Raw genomic sequence first — 15,093 nt, 5'->3', positions numbered from 1 at the left:
GCCCGCCCCATATGCTTTCGCGCCGCCGCGCATTTGCCCCATTGACATCAGGGGCTTCTCCATCAACTATATCTAAAAATACGATTAATATCGTTAAAACTGGATGTTTTGGGAGGAGCATGCATGAAGGCGCGCGTAGCGGTTGTCCGGGATTTCAAGATCAGCGACATCGATGAGCGGCTTTATTCCGCTTTCATCGAGCATATGGGCCGCGCGATCTATGGCGGCATCTACGAGCCGGGCCACCCGCAAGCGGACGAGCAGGGATTTCGCCGGGACGTTCTCAAATTCGTGCAGGACCTGAAAATCCCGGCCATTCGCTATCCCGGCGGTAATTTCGTATCGGCCTATCGCTGGGAAGATGGCATTGGGCCGCGCGAGAACCGTCCTGTCCGCCTCGACCTCGCCTGGCGGTCGAAGGAAACCAACCAGATCGGCATCAACGAATTTGCCGATTGGGCGAAAATGGCCGGTATCGAGATGATGCTCGCGGTCAATCTCGGCTCGCGCGGTCTCGACGATGCCCGCAATTTCCTCGAATATGTCAATTTCCCCGGCGGCACCGCCTGGAGCGATCTTCGCCGCTCGCATGGCAAAAACGATCCCTACCAAGTCAAGATGTGGTGCCTGGGCAATGAGATGGATGGCCCCTGGCAGATCGGGCACAAGGTCGCGACCGAATATGGCCGGCTCGCCAATGAGACGGCCAAGGCCTTCAAGAGCTTCGACCGCAGCATCGAGGCGATCGTTTGCGGCAGTTCGAATGACGGTATGCCGACCTATCCCGAATGGGAGCGCGAGGTTCTCGAAGAGTGCTATGAGAATGTCGACTATATCTCGCTGCACAAATATTTCGGCAACAAGAGCAAGGATACGCTCAACTATTTCGGCAAGATCGAGGAAACGGGCCGCTATATCCAGACCATCGCCGGCACGATCGATTATGTGAAAGCGAAGAAGCGGGCCAAGAACGATGTCTACATCTGCTTCGACGAATGGAACGTCTGGTACCATATCCGCGACGAGGACAGCCATCGCTGGCGGACCTGGGACTGGCCGGAAGCGCCCGCGCTTCTGGAAGAGACCTATAATTTCGAGGACGCGCTCTTCGTTGCGGGACTGCTCAATGAATTCATCCGCCGGTCCGACCGTGTCCGCATCGCCTGCATCGCCCAGCTCGTCAATGTCATCGCGCCCATCCGGGCGGAGAAGGACGGTCCCGCCTGGCGCCAGACGATCTACCATCCCTACCGTTTCGCCTCGATCTATGGCCGCGGGGAGGCGCTTGATGTCGCCGTCGATGCGCCGACCTATGATTGCAGCGTGGCTGACGATGTTTCCTATCTCGACGTTGCAGCCGTGCATAACGCGCGAGAAGGGGTGCTCACGCTCTTCATCGTCAACCGCCATTTGAGCGAGGCGGCGGAACTGGATGTCGGCCTGACAGGCTTCGCCGATGCGACGCTGGCCGAGCATCACGCCATGGAAGGCTACGGCCTCAATGAAACCAACGGCCCCGACAAGCCCGACCATGTCGTGCCGAAGCAGGGCTCGGGCGTCGGCGTGGAGGACGGCAGGGTGAAGGGCAGTCTTGCGCCGCTTTCCTACCATGTCCTGCGCCTCAAGGTGGCTTGAGGTGGCGCGATGAGCATCACCTTGCGCAATGTGAGCAAAAGCTTCGGGCCCGTCGGGGTCATCCATGATGTAAGCATGGATATTCCGGCCGGCGCTTTTGCCGTGTTCGTCGGGCCGTCCGGATGCGGAAAATCGACGCTTCTGCGCATGATTGCCGGACTGGAAGAAACGACGTCAGGGACGGTTTCGATCGAAGGCCGGGATGTCACGCAGGTTGAGCCCGCCAAGCGCGAGGTCGCCATGGTCTTCCAGTCCTACGCGCTTTATCCGCACCTGACGGTTTACGAGAACATGGCCTTCTCGCTGCGGCTGAAAAAGCAGCCGAAGGCGAAGATCGACGAGATGGTGAACGAGGCCGCCCGTATCCTCCATCTCGAGGAGCATTTGAACAAGCGCCCAGCGCAGCTTTCGGGCGGCCAGCGCCAGCGCGTCGCCATTGGCCGTGCCATCGTGCGCCAGCCGAAGGTGTTCCTGTTCGACGAGCCCTTGTCCAACCTCGACGCGGAGCTTCGCGTCCAGATGCGCATCGAGCTTGCCCGGCTTCACAAGCAGATCGGGGCGACCATGATCTATGTGACGCATGATCAGGTGGAGGCGATGACGCTCGCCGACAGGATCTTTGTCTTGAAGCAGGGCAGGCTGCAGCAGGCGGGCAGGCCGCTCGAGCTTTACGACAACCCGGACAACCAGTTCGTCGGCGGTTTCATCGGGTCGCCGGCGATGAATTTCCTCGACGGGCGTGTTGTCGGCGAGGATCAGGGCCTGCTTAGGATCGAGCTCGAAGGGCTGGGCGCGGAATTGACGGCCAGGGTCGCCGCGGGCGCCGGCGCGGGAACGAGGGTCAAGGTCGGGCTGCGGCCCGAGCATCTGCATCCGGCGGAGACCGGTTTCCAGGCGAAGGTGGAGATGGCAGAGGATCTTGGCGGCGTCTCCTACCTGCATGCCCGTGTCGCCGGGGGCAAGGAGATCGTCGTCGAACTGCGCGGCCGCCGCGAGAGCCTCGACGGAAAGACCGTGACGCTTTCAGCCGATCCCGGCGACGTGCTCGTCTTCGCGGAGGACGGAAGCCGGCTGCGCTGAATTGTTGAAACCGCCGCCACGGGAGAAGGCGGCATTTGCATCTGGGAGGATATGGGAATGCGACTGACACAACTGCTTGCGGCAGGCGCCATCGCTCTGATGGCAACACCTGCATGGACGGCCGAGAACATTACCTGGTGGGATTTTCTCAGCGGCGGCGACGGGGTGCGGATGAAGGCGCTCATCAGCCGTTTCAACGAAGAGCACCCTGACATCAAGATCACCAGCACCACGCTCGAATGGGGTACCCCGTTCTACACCAAGGTGCGCACAGCCGTGGCCGTGGGTCAGGGGCCGGATGTGATGACCTATCACCTCTCGCGCATGCCGCTTGGCCTCAACGAAGATGTGCTTGACGAAATCACGGAAGACGATCTCAAGAATGCGGGGCTGAGCAAGAACGACTTCTTCGACGCCTCGGTGAAAGCCGCAAGCGGCGAGGATGGCAACCTCTATGGCGTGCCCTTCGATATCCACTCACTGGTTCTTTATTACAACAAATCCTTTTTCGAAGGCTCACGCTTCCTCGATGCGAACGGCAAGCTGACCGGCATCGCAAGCTTGAAGGATTTCGAGGAGGCCCTTGCGCTCGCCAAGGAGAAGGGCGCGGAGGCGCCCGTCACCTATGCCACCGGCGACGATGGCGGGGTTTACCGCATATTCTACACGCTTCTTCGCCAGCAGGGCGGCGAGTTGATTGAAGGAAATGAGGTTCTGCCCGGCGACAATCTGCAGAAGGCCGCGAAGTCCATCGAGGTCATGACGAATTGGGGCAAGAATGGCTGGCAGCCGGAGCAGGCCGCCTATGAGGCATCCGTGGCCCTCTTCACGTCAGGCAAATCCGCCTTCATGCTGAACGGCGTCTGGGAAGTGCCGACCCTGGCCGACATGGAAAAGAAGGGCACGCTCGGCTTCCAATGGGGCGCGGTGCAGGTGCCGAATCTGATGGGGACGCTGACGACCTGGGCGGATTCTCATGCCTTCGCCATTCCAAAGAACAACAAGATGTCCCCGGAAAAGCGCAAGGCCGTGATGACCGTCATCGGCTGGATGGAGAAGAACTCGCTCTCCTGGGCCAATGCCGGCCATATCCCGGCCTATAAGCCAGTGGCCGAGAGCGAAGACTTCAAGAAGATGGAGCCGAACGCGACCTATGCGGCGCTGGCGAACACCGCGTCCTACGATCCGCGCTCGCCGATTGCAGGCGTGGCGTCGCCGGCCTATGACGCCTCGATTAACGTCCTCTCGCCCGCCATCCACGGCTATGCCGAGCCTATTGAAGCCGCTGAACAGGTCAAGTCCGACCTTCAGGATGCGCTGAAGTGATGTGTCCGGCGCGGCTGCATCCCCAGCGATGCGGCCGCCCCAACATTCCAGGAGGGTTCTGGACGTGGCAATGCTTACAAACCGGCGCAAGGAGGTGGCGGTCGCCGCGACACTGGTGGCGCCATTCGTGCTGACCTTCTGCCTGGTCTTTCTCTACCCGGTCATACGGCTCGTTGAACTGAGCCTGACGAACGGGCCGCTCATCGGCCCCGGCGAATGGGTGGGTCTCGATAATTTCAAGCGGCTGCTGACCGACAGGCTGTTTCTCACCTCGCTGAAGAACAACGGCTATTTCATCCTGCTGACGGTGGTGCCGACGACGGCGCTGGCCCTGGGCATCGCCCTGACGGTCACCCGCCTCAATGGCCGGTTGCAGGCGCTGGCGCTGGCGATTTTCTTCCTTCCCTACATCCTGCCGGTTTCGGTCGTCACCCATATCTGGAACTGGATGCTGGATTTCCAGTTCGGCGTTCTGCAGCCGGTGATCGCTTTCTTCTACGGCAAGCCGGTGCCCGTCTTCAAAAATCCCTATTGGGTCATGCCGATGATCGCCCTCGTGACCATCTGGTGGACGAACGGCTTCAATGTCCTGCTTTTCATCGCGGGATTGCGCAACATCCCCAGGGATTATTACGAGGCGGCCCAGCTCGACGGCGCGACGCGGCTGCAGCTCTTCACCAGGGTCACATGGCCCCTGCTATGGCCGGTCACGGCGCTGGTCCTGACGCTGCAGCTCATCCTCCAGCTCAAGCTGTTCGATCAGGTCTATCTCCTCAGCAATGGCGGCCCGTTCAACTCGTCGTCCGTATTGCTGCTGATGGTCTACCGGGAGGCGTTTTCATTGAACCATGGCGGCTACGCCTCGGCCATCGCGCTCGTGCTGTTCGTGGTTATCGCAGCCCTCTCCGTGCTGCAATTCCAGCTTCTGAAAGCGGGAGGCCGCCGATGAACAAGATCCGCAAGATTGAGAATATCGTGCTGACGTCAGGCACGTTCTTCGCCGCCGCGCTGTGGATCTTCCCGCTCTACTGGGCCTTCGTCACCTCGATCCGCACGGAGGAGCGGGTGGTGTCCGAACATGCCGGGATTTTGCCCGACGAGTTCAATCTCCATGCCTATGCCGACATTCTCACGAACAGCAATATCCTCAGCTGGTACTTCAATTCCATCGGCACGGCGGCGATCATCACCGTGACGGTGATCGTCTCGGGCATGATGTGCGCCTACGCGATCTCGCAACTGCGCTTTCCCGGCCGCCGCCTGCTCTATGGCATCGTGCTGGCAAGCTTCATGGTGCCGACGCAGGCTCTGGTGGTCACGCAGTTCATTCTGATGAACGATCTCGGCCTTATCAACACATGGGCGGGCATCATCCTGCCGCAACTCATCGTGCCTGTCGTCATCATCGTCTACAAGCAGTTCTTCGACGCCGTGCCGAAGGAAATGCGCGAAGCCGTGGTGCTCGATGGCGGCGGCGATTACACGCTGCTTTTCAAGATCTATCTTCCGCTCAATTGGGGGATCACCACCGCGCTCGCGATCATCACCTTCATCATGGCGTGGAACCAGTTCCTCTGGCCCTTCCTTGCGATAACGACGGAAGACAAGATGACCATCCCCGTCGGCATCACCCAGGTCAACGACGCCTTCGGCGTGTTTTATGCCCGGCTGATGGCGGTCGCGCTGCTCGGCGCCATGCCTGTCGCCATTGCCTATCTGATCTTCCAGAAGAAGGTCACCGAGGCGGTCATGATCTCCTCGGGCGTGAAAGGGTAGAGCATGATCCCGAAAAGTTGCAGACTTTTCGGATAAGATCATGCGGCAAAAACAAAGAGTCAGAGCAGGATGCCTGATTCAAGTTGATTGCATCCTGCTCTGGAGCGGAAACAAAAGCTGGCGCTCAGCTGGCCAAGCGGTCGGACGTTGCCAGAATTGCGGCGCCGCCTGCTGCCTGTACGGCGAGGCTGCCATATTCGATCCCGGCTGCCAGCGCTCCATGCGCATCGCGTCCTTCGAGCCAGGCATCGATGAAGCCCGCATTGAAGGCGTCGCCCGCGCCGGTGGTGTCAATGACTGGAACGGTTTTCGCCGGCAAGTGGATGTCCGCATCGCCCGTGCGAAGCCACGCGCCTTCACCGCCGCCTTTCAAAGCAACGGCGGGAAAATGCCTGGCGAGGACGTCAAGCGCGCGTGCCGGAACGTCATGGCCGGTGATGGCGTGCGCTTCTTCGCGGTTGGGGAGGAAAATGTCGACGCCCTCGCATGCGGCGAGGAGGTTCGGATCGTAGATCAGCGTTTCGTCCCAGCTCGGATCGAGCGAAACCGAGAGCCCGGCGGATTTCGCCTGCCGCACGAGATCAGGAATCTCATGCAGCGTGGCGAATTCGGCGATGTGGAGATGCCCGGCGTCGCTCCATTGCAGTGCGTCGGGAAGCGTCGCCGGAAGGGCGGAACCGGCGCGGCGCGACAGGAAGGCGCGGTCATGGCCGATCACGCTTGCGACCGTCACTTGCGGCCCCGCATCCTCGGCGCGTTCGAGAAAACGCAGGTCGATGCCGTCCATGTAGAGGTCCGGCTCGATGCCGCGCGACAGGCCATCCACCCCGAGCCGTGCGACCAGCGCCACCGCCCGTCCGGCATGGGCAAGATGCGCGGCGGAAATGAATGCGCCGCCGCCCGCCGCCATCTTCATATTCTCCGCAAAGACCTCACGGCCCGGCTGCGGCAGCGATGGCAGGCCGGTGAAAATAAGGTCGCAGTAAATCCGTCCTATGCTGAGGACAGCAGGACGCTTGAAATGTTGCGGTATCATGCGCGGCCCAGGCTCTTCTCGGTCTTCGCATCGAAGAGATAGAGGCAGCCGGCGGGCGCGGAGACGGTGAGCGTGCTGCCCGTCACCGGAATGATCTTGCCGGGCGCGGTGGCGATCACCGAAGTGCCGTCGATATCAAGATGCACCAGCGTTTCCGCGCCGAGCGGCTCGACCGCTGCGACCGTGCCGGTGAGCGAAAGGCCGTTGGCGGCTTGGCCATCCTCTACCTTGAGATCATGGGGACGGACGCCGACGAGAATGTCGCCATCAGCCGCAAGCGCGACGCCCGATCCGCTGCGGCGGCCCGCGATGAGGTTCATCGACGGGCTGCCGATGAAGCGCGCCGTGAACACATCGACCGGATTTTCGTAAAGCTCGGTCGGCGTGCCGGTCTGGAGGATGCTGCCATCGCGCATGACCACGATCCGGTCCGCCATCGTCATGGCTTCGACCTGATCATGGGTCACATAAACGGTCGTCGTCTTGAGGCGCTGGTGGAGGCGCTTGATCTCGATGCGCATTTGCGCGCGCAATTGGGCGTCGAGGTTCGACAGCGGCTCGTCGAAGAGGAAGGCGGAGGGGTTGCGCACCATGGCGCGGCCGATGGCGACGCGCTGGCGCTGGCCGCCGGACAATGCAGCCGGGCGCCGGTCGAGATAGGGCTCGAGGCCGAGCGCCTTGCCGGTTTCCTCGATCCGCTTGTCCTTTTCCGCCTTGGACAGTTTCGATGTGTAAAGCCCGAAACCGATATTCTGGCGCACCGTCATATGCGGATAGATCGCATAATTCTGGAACACCATGGCGATGTTGCGCTGCTTCGGGTCGCGCTCGTTGACGATCTCGCCGCCAATTTTGAGATAGCCACCCGAAATATCTTCGAGGCCGGCGATCATGCGAAGGGTCGTGGATTTGCCGCAGCCCGAGGGACCGACGAAGACGACGAATTCGCCATCCTCGATCTGAAGATCGATCGCCCGGACGGCTTCGACCTTGCCATAGCGCTTGACCAGCTTTTCAAGTTCGATGGTCGCCATCAGCGTGCCTCCACAAGTGCACTGAATTTTTCATTGAGTTCGCGCGCGGCTTCCGCCTCATCCGACGCGTGTTCTACAGCCTGTGCCTTGAAGCGCTCGGCTTCCGCCCGGTGCCGCGCAAGAGCTGCCTCCATCGCGGCAGGCGCAGGGCCGCCGAAACGGTCGCGTACCGCCACGAAATGCTGCGGCGAGACCAGTTCCTCGAATTTTTCGCGTCCGAAGGACGGTTCGCGCCCGGCGGATTCGCGGAAGGCTTCGAGAAACGGCTCGAACCCGTCTTTTCCCAGCCCGCCGCCCATGGCGACGACGGCACGCGCCACCTTTGCAGCGATTTCATGCGCCTGACGGAAAGACAGGCCCTCGATGCGAACCAGCGAGTCCGCCAGTTCCGTGATGGTGATGCAGGAGCGACGGATATTTTCCGCCACCCGCGCCGGATCGATGCGGACCGCACCGATGAAAGCAGCCAGAAGATCGAGAACGCGCCCGGCGGAAGCGAAGGCCTCGTAGCCCATCGCTTGCGTTTCGCCCTCGCTGTCGTTCATATCGGTGAAGGGCGTGTTGTGCATCACATCCAGCACCGTGCGGGCGCGGCCCATGGTCTGGCTCGCCAGATGGCGCATATGCTCGACCGGGACCGGATTGCGCTTCTGGGGCATGATGGAAGAAATCTGCACGAAGGCATGCGGCACGTAGATCTGGCCCACCTCGAAGCTGGTCCAGAACTGGAAGTCCTGGATGAGGCGTCCGAGATGAAGGAACATCAGTTCCAGCGCCGAATAGGTGGAGGTGATGTAATCCACCGCCGCGATGCAGCTATAGGAATTGGGTAGGGGGGCGGCGAAGCCCAGCAGACCGGCGACCCGTGCGCGGTTGATCGGGAAGCCGGAAGTGGTGATCGCCGCCGCCCCCATAGGCGACAGATTGACGATGGCGCGCGCGGCTTCCATCCTCTCCATGTCGCGGATGAGAACTTCGATGGCTGCCGAAAGATAATGGCCGAAGGTCGAAGGCTGGGCCGGCTGGCCGTGCGTATAGGCGACGATCAGTGTCTCCTTCTCCCGTTCGGCGGCGGCAATCATGTTATCCAGCAGATTGCGCGCCTGCGCCATCAGCGTGTCGATGCGGGCCTTCAAGCCAAGCTTGAACAGCGTGTGGTCGATATCGTTGCGCGAGCGCGCCGTATGCAGGCGACCGGCAATATCGGCGCCGATACGCGCCTTCAGTTCCTTTTCGATGAGGAAGAAGAAGTCCTCCACCTCGCCGGTATAGGTGCGTTTCGACGGGTCGATTTCCCGGTCGATGGCTTCGAGCGCGCCTGCGATGGCGGATGCCTGCTCGAGGTCGAGAATGCCGGTTTCGGCCAGCATGACGAGATGCGCGCGGTCGATGCGGCGGAAGCCGTCGACATGGTGGGTCTTGGCGCCGTCGAAAAGCGGGCGGAGCACGGTTTCCTTGTAAACCGGATCGGGGAAGACGCTTTTGTCAGTGAGCCGTGGATCGGGATGGGACATGGTTCAACCCTTGAGGCCTGCGAGCATGACACCGCGCACGATGTAACGCTGGAGAAGAATGAAGACGAGGAGCGTGGGCAGCGTGGCGATGGCCGCGCCCGTCATGATCATTTCCCACTGGATGGACTGCTCGACGGCGAAACTCGAAAGCCCGACCGGCAGCGTATAAAGCTCCGGGCTGGTGGCGACGATCAGCGGCCAGAAGAAGGCGGTCCAGTTGCCGAGGAAGGTGAAGATCGCAAGCGCCGAGAGTGCAGGCGTCACCAGCGGCATCGCCACTTTCCACCAGATCTGGAACTCGTTGAGGCCATCGACGCGGGCCGCTTCCAGGAAGTCGTTCGGAACGCCCTCGAAGAACTGCTTCATCAGGAACGTGCCGAAGGCGGTCATCATGCCGGGGAACATGATGCCCCAATAGCTGTCCAGCCAGCCGAGCTTGCTTGACATCAGATACCAGGGGATGACGAGCATTTCGGTGGGGATCATCAGCGTGGACAGGATGGCGAGAAAGATGAAATAGCGCCCGCGGAAGTGGAATTTCGCCAGCGTGTAGCCGACAAGGCTGTCGAAGAAGACGTTGGACAGCGTGACCACCACGGCGACGATCATCGAATTCAGGAACCAGCGCACGAAACGCCCATCGGCGAGGATGGTGATATAGTTCTGCAGCGTCGGCTCGGCCGGGATCAGGCGCAGATCGTAGACCTGCCCCGCTGTCTTCAGCGAAGTCGAGAACATGAAGGCCAGCGGCGTGATCATGATGAGGCCGCCGATAAAGAGCAGCGTCCATGTCACGATACGGCCGGGCCGCAGGTTCTGGAACGGCAGGGGCTTCATTTGAGCGGGCGCTGTCATTTCTTTTCCCTTAAGATCCAGAGCTGCAACAGCGAAACGCAAAGCAGGATGATGAAGAGAACGACGGTTTGCGCAGCCGCATAGCCCATCGCGTAGGAGGAGAAGGCCGTCTGGTAAATCATCAGCACCAGCGGCTTAGTCGAGCCGAGGGGGCCGCCCGGATCGAGGGTCGTCATGTTGTAGACCTGGTCGAAGATGCGCAGGAAGCCGATGGAGGAGAAGACGACGAGGAAGACGGTGGTAGGCTTCAAGAGCGGAATGGTGATCTTGCGCAGGATCGCCCATTCGCCGAGGCCATCGATGCGGGCGGCTTCGTAGAAGGTGTTGGGAATGGCGCGCAGGCCCGCCATGAAGATGATGATCTGGAAGCCGAGGCCCGCCCAGATGGATGTTGCCATGATCGAATAGAGCGCCTGATCCACCGAGCGCAGAAAGCCCTGTTGCGGCAGGCCGAGCGCGCTCAGGATATTGTTGATGACGCCGATGGGCGCGGGCTGATAGAACCATCGCCACACCCATGCCATGGCCGCAGCCGTGGTGAGGTAGGGCAGGAAATAGAGCGCGCGGATGAGGCCGTGCATGAACCGCACGCGATCCAGAAAATACGCGATCGTAAATGCCAGGACGAGGCTGATCGGCGTGCCCACCAGCAGATAGGTGAAGGTGTTCTTGAACACCTTCCAGAATTCGGGATCGGCGAAAAGTTTCTGGTAATTGGCAAGGCCGATGAATTTCGGCGGGTTCATCAGGTCCCAATCGGTAAAGGAAAGCCAGAAGGCTTCCACCGTCGGATAAAAGCGGATGACCGAATAGAACAGGATCGGCAGGGCGAGGAAGGTCCACACCCAGATCAGCTGTCTTGTGCGCATAGAAAGGCGACCCGTGAGGCGATTGCCCGAAGGTCCGTTCGCCACACCGCCTGTTTCAGCCGTCATTGTCATATTACAAAACCTTTCGGCGACGGAACATGCCGTACCGTAGCAGGCAGGGACAGGCGAAGCGGCCGCCGCCGCTTCGCTTTTGCGTGATCGCCTTACTTGGCCGCGTCGAGCACTTCCTGCTCGGCCTTGGCCGCCTGATCGAGGGATTCCTTAACCGGCTGCTTCTCAAGAATGACGCGGTTGACCATATCGACCGCGATCTGGCGCTGCTTCAGTTCATCGACGAAGCGGGTGGTGTGCGCATATTCGAGACCCTTGAGGAAGGGGCCGAAAATGGGATCGGCAAGGTTTTCTTTGGTCAGCGCGGCGGAGCGGCGGGCGGGCAGTTCACCGGCTTCCTTCAGCCAGATTTCCATGGCTTCCGGCGAGGTGATGTAGTTCAGGAACTTTTTCGCCGCTTCCAGCTTCTCGCCGCTCGTCTTGGCGCTGATGCCATTGGCGAAGTAGCTCGCATAGTTGGAACGCACGCCCTCGGCATTGGCCGGAAGCTCCGTCACGCCCCACTCGAAATCCTTGATGGTGCGGAACGAGGCGAGGCGGAAGGTGCCGTCGACCGTCATGGCAGCCCTGCCGGCGCGGAACGCCGCCTGGCCTTCATCCATGAACTTGACCTCTCCGACCTTATGCTCGGTCTGAAGGCCGGTATAGAAGGCGAGCGCCTTTTCGCCGGCTGCGTCGTCATAGGCGACCTTGCGGTCATTGTCGGTATAAGGCTGGCCGCCGAACTGGCGCACCAGAACCTCGCGCCACCAATGCTGGTCCTGTCCGGGCATATCGAGCGTGATGCCCTCAGCCAGAAGATTGCCGGAAGCATCGCGCTTCGTCGTCTTCTCGGCGGCTTTCACCATTTCATCCAGCGTGTGCGGCGGATTGTTGGGGTCGAGCCCGGCTTCAGCGAACAGCTTCTTGTTATAGAAGAGGCCCAGCGAGCGGACGGCGGTCGGCAGGCCGTAATAGTCATCGCCGCGCTTCATCGCCGAAACGATCGGGAAGAACTCGCTCTCGATCTTGTCGTGCGGGAAAACGTCCTGCGGCAGCGGCTGCAGAATACCGCCGGTCACAAACTTGTCGAGCCAGCCATAAAAAAGCTGCATCACATCCGGGCTTTTGCCCGCCATCTTGGCGGCAATCACGCGCGTCTGATAGTCGTCATAGGGGAAGGTGACCTGCTTGACCTTGATATCGGGATTGTCCTTCTCGAAATTCGCGATGAGCTTGTCCATCGCCTTGACGCGCGATTCGAAGACATATTGCCAATATTCGATTTCAACGGCCTTGGCGGCATTGATCGCAAACGCGCTCAACCCGGCGACCAGACCTGCCAATAACAGCTTACGCATAAAAACCTCCCTTGATGCCCCGCCCAACCGGCTTGCAATGCGGTTGTTGGGTCCGGCCCACAGCGGCGCCAAGCCGCCCGCCAATTCCACCATATGCCGCGCGTCCCCTGCGCAGCGCCCGAAGTTCGCCCCATGCGGGGTTCTCTGCCCGCCTTGAAGCCAGGGCAGCTTTGCCGCCCACCTATACGGTTCAATTTTGCGGGGCTTTTGTCAATAAGATAATTTAGTTGAATTAATATATTGCTGTTAAATTTGTCCGGCGCTATCGATCGCGGCAGACTTGGAGGACGCATGAATCAACACTCGGCAAGCACGCCGCAAGCCGTGACGCTAGGCAAGAATCCTGAGCGAATCCGGGATCATAACCGGCGTGTGGTGCTGGATGTCGTGCGCCGTCACGGGCCGCTGGGCCGCATGCATATTGCCCGCCTGACCCATCTCACGGCACAGGCCATCGCCAATATCGTGGATGAGCTGGTTGCGGAAAATATGCTGATGCAGCTGGGGCGGCTCAAAACCGGGCGAGGGCAGCCGCCGATCCAGTTCGCGGTCAATCCGGACGGTGCGATCACCATCGGCGTGGAGATGGGATCGACGCATATGGTAACCACCGTGCTCGACCTTGCCGGCACGCCGCGCAAGCAGCACGTACGCCCTGTCCACGATGTCAGTCCGGAAAAGCTCTCGGCGCAACTGCGCGCGGAAGTCGACGCGGCAAAGACGGCCTTTCCAGCGCGTCTGCTCGGCATCGGGGTGGTCATGCCCGGTCCGTTCGACATTGAGGGCATGAGTTCGGTCGGCCCCACCACCTTGCCCGGCTGGTCCGGCCTTGATGCGGCGGCGGTCTTGAGCGAGGCCTGCGGCGAGCCGGTCCTCGTGGAGAACGATGCGAACGCAGCAGCGGTGGGCGAGCGTCTGTTCGGGGCCGGCCACGCGGTATCGAATTTTGCCATGATCTATTTCGGCGCGGGTATCGGCCTCGGTATGATCCAGGACGGCGCGCCCTATCGCGGGGCTTTCGGTAATGCGGGCGAAATCGGCCATATCGTCATCACACCGAACGGTAACAGATGTGCCTGCGGCCAGAACGGCTGTCTTGAGACTTATGCCTCCGTCCATGCCCTGCGCGAAAAGCTTCATGCGTCGGGCGTCGCGGATACGGATTTCGCCACGCTTGAAAAACTCCATGCCGCGCGCAATCCCGTCCTGATGGAGTGGCTGCAGGACGCCGCCGATCATCTGGCGCCGATGATTGCGATGATCGAAAACATTCTCGACCCCGAAACCATCATTCTCGGCGGCATATTGCCCGATGCGATCATCGACGATCTGATCCGCAGCATGGGCAGCCTGCCGATCTCGGTTGCCGGGCGCCGCGCCCGCGCCCTGCCGCGGGTGATCCGCGGGCAGACCGGCCAGTATACGGCATCGCTCGGCGCCGCTTCGCTGCCCATGCTGGAGGCGATGACGCCGAAACTGGATACCAACGCGGAAACTTGAAGCAATATCACCCCTCATTGAGCCGGATTTGGCGAATGCCCATATATGGTCGCCAGACCTAACGGAAAATGAGACCCGCATGTCTTCGCAGCGCCACCTGATTGCAGAGCTGGATCAATTGGTTTCGGAAGCGCGCAATCCGAAATCGATGGCGATCGATGTTCTACCCACCGAGGATATTCTGCGGTTGATGAATGCCGAGGATCAACGCGTCCCGGCTGCGGTGGCAAAGGTTATTCCGCAGATCGCCCGCGCTGTGGAGGAAATCGTTTGCGCGTTCCGGCAGGGCGGGCGGCTGATCTATATCGGCGCCGGAACGAGCGCGCGCCTTGGGATTCTGGACGCATCGGAATGCCCGCCCACCTTTTCCGTTCCTGAGGATATGGTGATCGGCATCATAGCCGGGGGGCCGAAGGCGGTCATGCGGGCCGTGGAGGGCGCGGAGGATGATGCCGAGGCGGGACGGCGCGATCTGGAGGCCGTTTCGCTGACATCAAGGGATGTGGTGGTGGGCATCGCCGCCAGCGGACGCACACCCTATGCGGCCGGCGCGCTCGACTATGCCAAATCCATCGGCGCCGTCACCGTGGCGCTCACCTGCAACCCATCCTGCATTCTCGCGGCCATGGCCGATACCGCCATTTGCCCTGTCGTGGGGCCGGAGGTGCTGACTGGTTCCACAAGGCTCAAATCCGGCACGGCCCAGAAGCTCGTGCTCAACATGCTCTCGACCGCCAGCATGATCCGCCTCGGCAAGGTTTATGAGAATCTGATGGTCGATCTGTCGATCAGCAATGAAAAGCTCCACGCCCGCGCCATCCGCATCATCGTCGAAGCCACCGGCTCCCCGCCTGATCTCGCGGAAGCCTGGCTGGCGAGGGCCGGCAACAATGTGAAACTGGCGATCCTGATGCTGCTGACCGGTCTCGATATGGAAGACGCGCAAAAGGCGCTGACAAAAAGCGACGGGTTCCTGCGAACGGCGCTTCAAGCAGCACGTGAATAAATCCGGAAATATGATATTCGGCATTAGGGGCGCCGCTATGGGTGACCCTG

At 60.9% G+C, this 15,093-nt stretch carries 13 protein-coding genes; 7 read left to right on the top strand and 6 right to left on the bottom strand.

What is annotated here, in order from left to right:
* Positions 1-123: 123 nt before the first annotated feature.
* The 5 genes from ACOWVG_RS14765 (at position 124) to ACOWVG_RS14745 (ending at position 5,817) form a co-directional block, all read left to right on the top strand.
* Positions 124-1,635 carry an alpha-N-arabinofuranosidase gene (locus ACOWVG_RS14765; RefSeq protein ID WP_420963008.1) on the top strand — a complete coding sequence of 504 codons (1,512 nt, stop codon included), beginning with the start codon at positions 124-126 and terminating at the stop codon, positions 1,633-1,635.
* A gap of 9 nt (positions 1,636-1,644) precedes the next feature.
* Entirely contained in the window at positions 1,645-2,715 is a 1,071-nt protein-coding gene (locus ACOWVG_RS14760) for an ABC transporter ATP-binding protein (RefSeq protein ID WP_420963007.1), read from the top strand.
* A 57-nt stretch (positions 2,716-2,772) separates the two neighbouring features.
* Positions 2,773-4,041 carry an extracellular solute-binding protein gene (locus tag ACOWVG_RS14755; protein WP_420963006.1) on the top strand — a complete coding sequence of 423 codons (1,269 nt, stop codon included), beginning with the start codon at positions 2,773-2,775 and terminating at the stop codon, positions 4,039-4,041.
* A gap of 70 nt (positions 4,042-4,111) precedes the next feature.
* Positions 4,112-4,990 carry a carbohydrate ABC transporter permease gene (locus tag ACOWVG_RS14750; protein ID WP_420963107.1) on the top strand — a complete coding sequence of 293 codons (879 nt, stop codon included), beginning with the start codon at positions 4,112-4,114 and terminating at the stop codon, positions 4,988-4,990.
* Positions 4,987-5,817 (top strand): carbohydrate ABC transporter permease, encoded by an 831-nt coding sequence (locus tag ACOWVG_RS14745; protein WP_420963005.1) that lies wholly within the window; start codon positions 4,987-4,989, stop codon positions 5,815-5,817. Before ACOWVG_RS14750 ends, ACOWVG_RS14745 begins: the two co-directional genes overlap by 4 nt.
* Before the next feature lie 124 nt (positions 5,818-5,941).
* Here ACOWVG_RS14745 and ACOWVG_RS14740 read toward each other — a convergent pair whose 3' ends face one another.
* From ACOWVG_RS14740 to ACOWVG_RS14715, 6 genes are all read right to left on the bottom strand, one after another.
* The gene (locus ACOWVG_RS14740; protein WP_420963004.1) at positions 5,942-6,853 is read right to left on the bottom strand and encodes a carbohydrate kinase family protein; all 912 of its coding nucleotides are present in this window, start codon (positions 6,851-6,853) and stop codon (positions 5,942-5,944) included.
* Entirely contained in the window at positions 6,850-7,887 is a 1,038-nt protein-coding gene (locus tag ACOWVG_RS14735; RefSeq protein WP_420963003.1) for an ABC transporter ATP-binding protein, read from the bottom strand. Before ACOWVG_RS14735 ends, ACOWVG_RS14740 begins: the two co-directional genes overlap by 4 nt.
* Complete coding sequence (gene argH / locus ACOWVG_RS14730; RefSeq protein WP_420963002.1) at positions 7,887-9,401, bottom strand: argininosuccinate lyase; 1,515 nt, start codon at positions 9,399-9,401, stop codon at positions 7,887-7,889. Before argH ends, ACOWVG_RS14735 begins: the two co-directional genes overlap by 1 nt.
* 3 nt (positions 9,402-9,404) lie before the next feature.
* On the bottom strand, positions 9,405-10,256 hold the full coding sequence (locus tag ACOWVG_RS14725; protein WP_420963001.1) for a carbohydrate ABC transporter permease: 852 nt from the start codon (positions 10,254-10,256) through the stop codon (positions 9,405-9,407).
* Positions 10,253-11,197 carry a carbohydrate ABC transporter permease gene (locus ACOWVG_RS14720; protein WP_420963000.1) on the bottom strand — a complete coding sequence of 315 codons (945 nt, stop codon included), beginning with the start codon at positions 11,195-11,197 and terminating at the stop codon, positions 10,253-10,255. Before ACOWVG_RS14720 ends, ACOWVG_RS14725 begins: the two co-directional genes overlap by 4 nt.
* 92 nt (positions 11,198-11,289) lie before the next feature.
* Complete coding sequence (locus ACOWVG_RS14715) at positions 11,290-12,537, bottom strand: extracellular solute-binding protein (protein ID WP_420962999.1); 1,248 nt, start codon at positions 12,535-12,537, stop codon at positions 11,290-11,292.
* 291 nt (positions 12,538-12,828) lie between these two features.
* Between ACOWVG_RS14715 and ACOWVG_RS14710 the strand changes: the two genes are divergently transcribed.
* Both ACOWVG_RS14710 and murQ read left to right on the top strand, forming a co-directional pair.
* Complete coding sequence (locus ACOWVG_RS14710; RefSeq protein WP_420962998.1) at positions 12,829-14,037, top strand: ROK family protein; 1,209 nt, start codon at positions 12,829-12,831, stop codon at positions 14,035-14,037.
* Positions 14,038-14,116: 79 nt separating this feature from the next.
* On the top strand, positions 14,117-15,043 hold the full coding sequence (gene murQ / locus ACOWVG_RS14705; RefSeq protein WP_420962997.1) for an N-acetylmuramic acid 6-phosphate etherase: 927 nt from the start codon (positions 14,117-14,119) through the stop codon (positions 15,041-15,043).
* The last annotated feature ends 50 nt before the right edge of the window (positions 15,044-15,093 follow it).

Origin of the sequence: Brucella sp. IR073 (assembly GCF_049065735.1) — a bacterium.
Classification (GTDB): Bacteria; Pseudomonadota; Alphaproteobacteria; order Rhizobiales; family Rhizobiaceae; genus Paramesorhizobium.
This window is presented reverse-complemented; position numbering and strand designations above follow the sequence as displayed.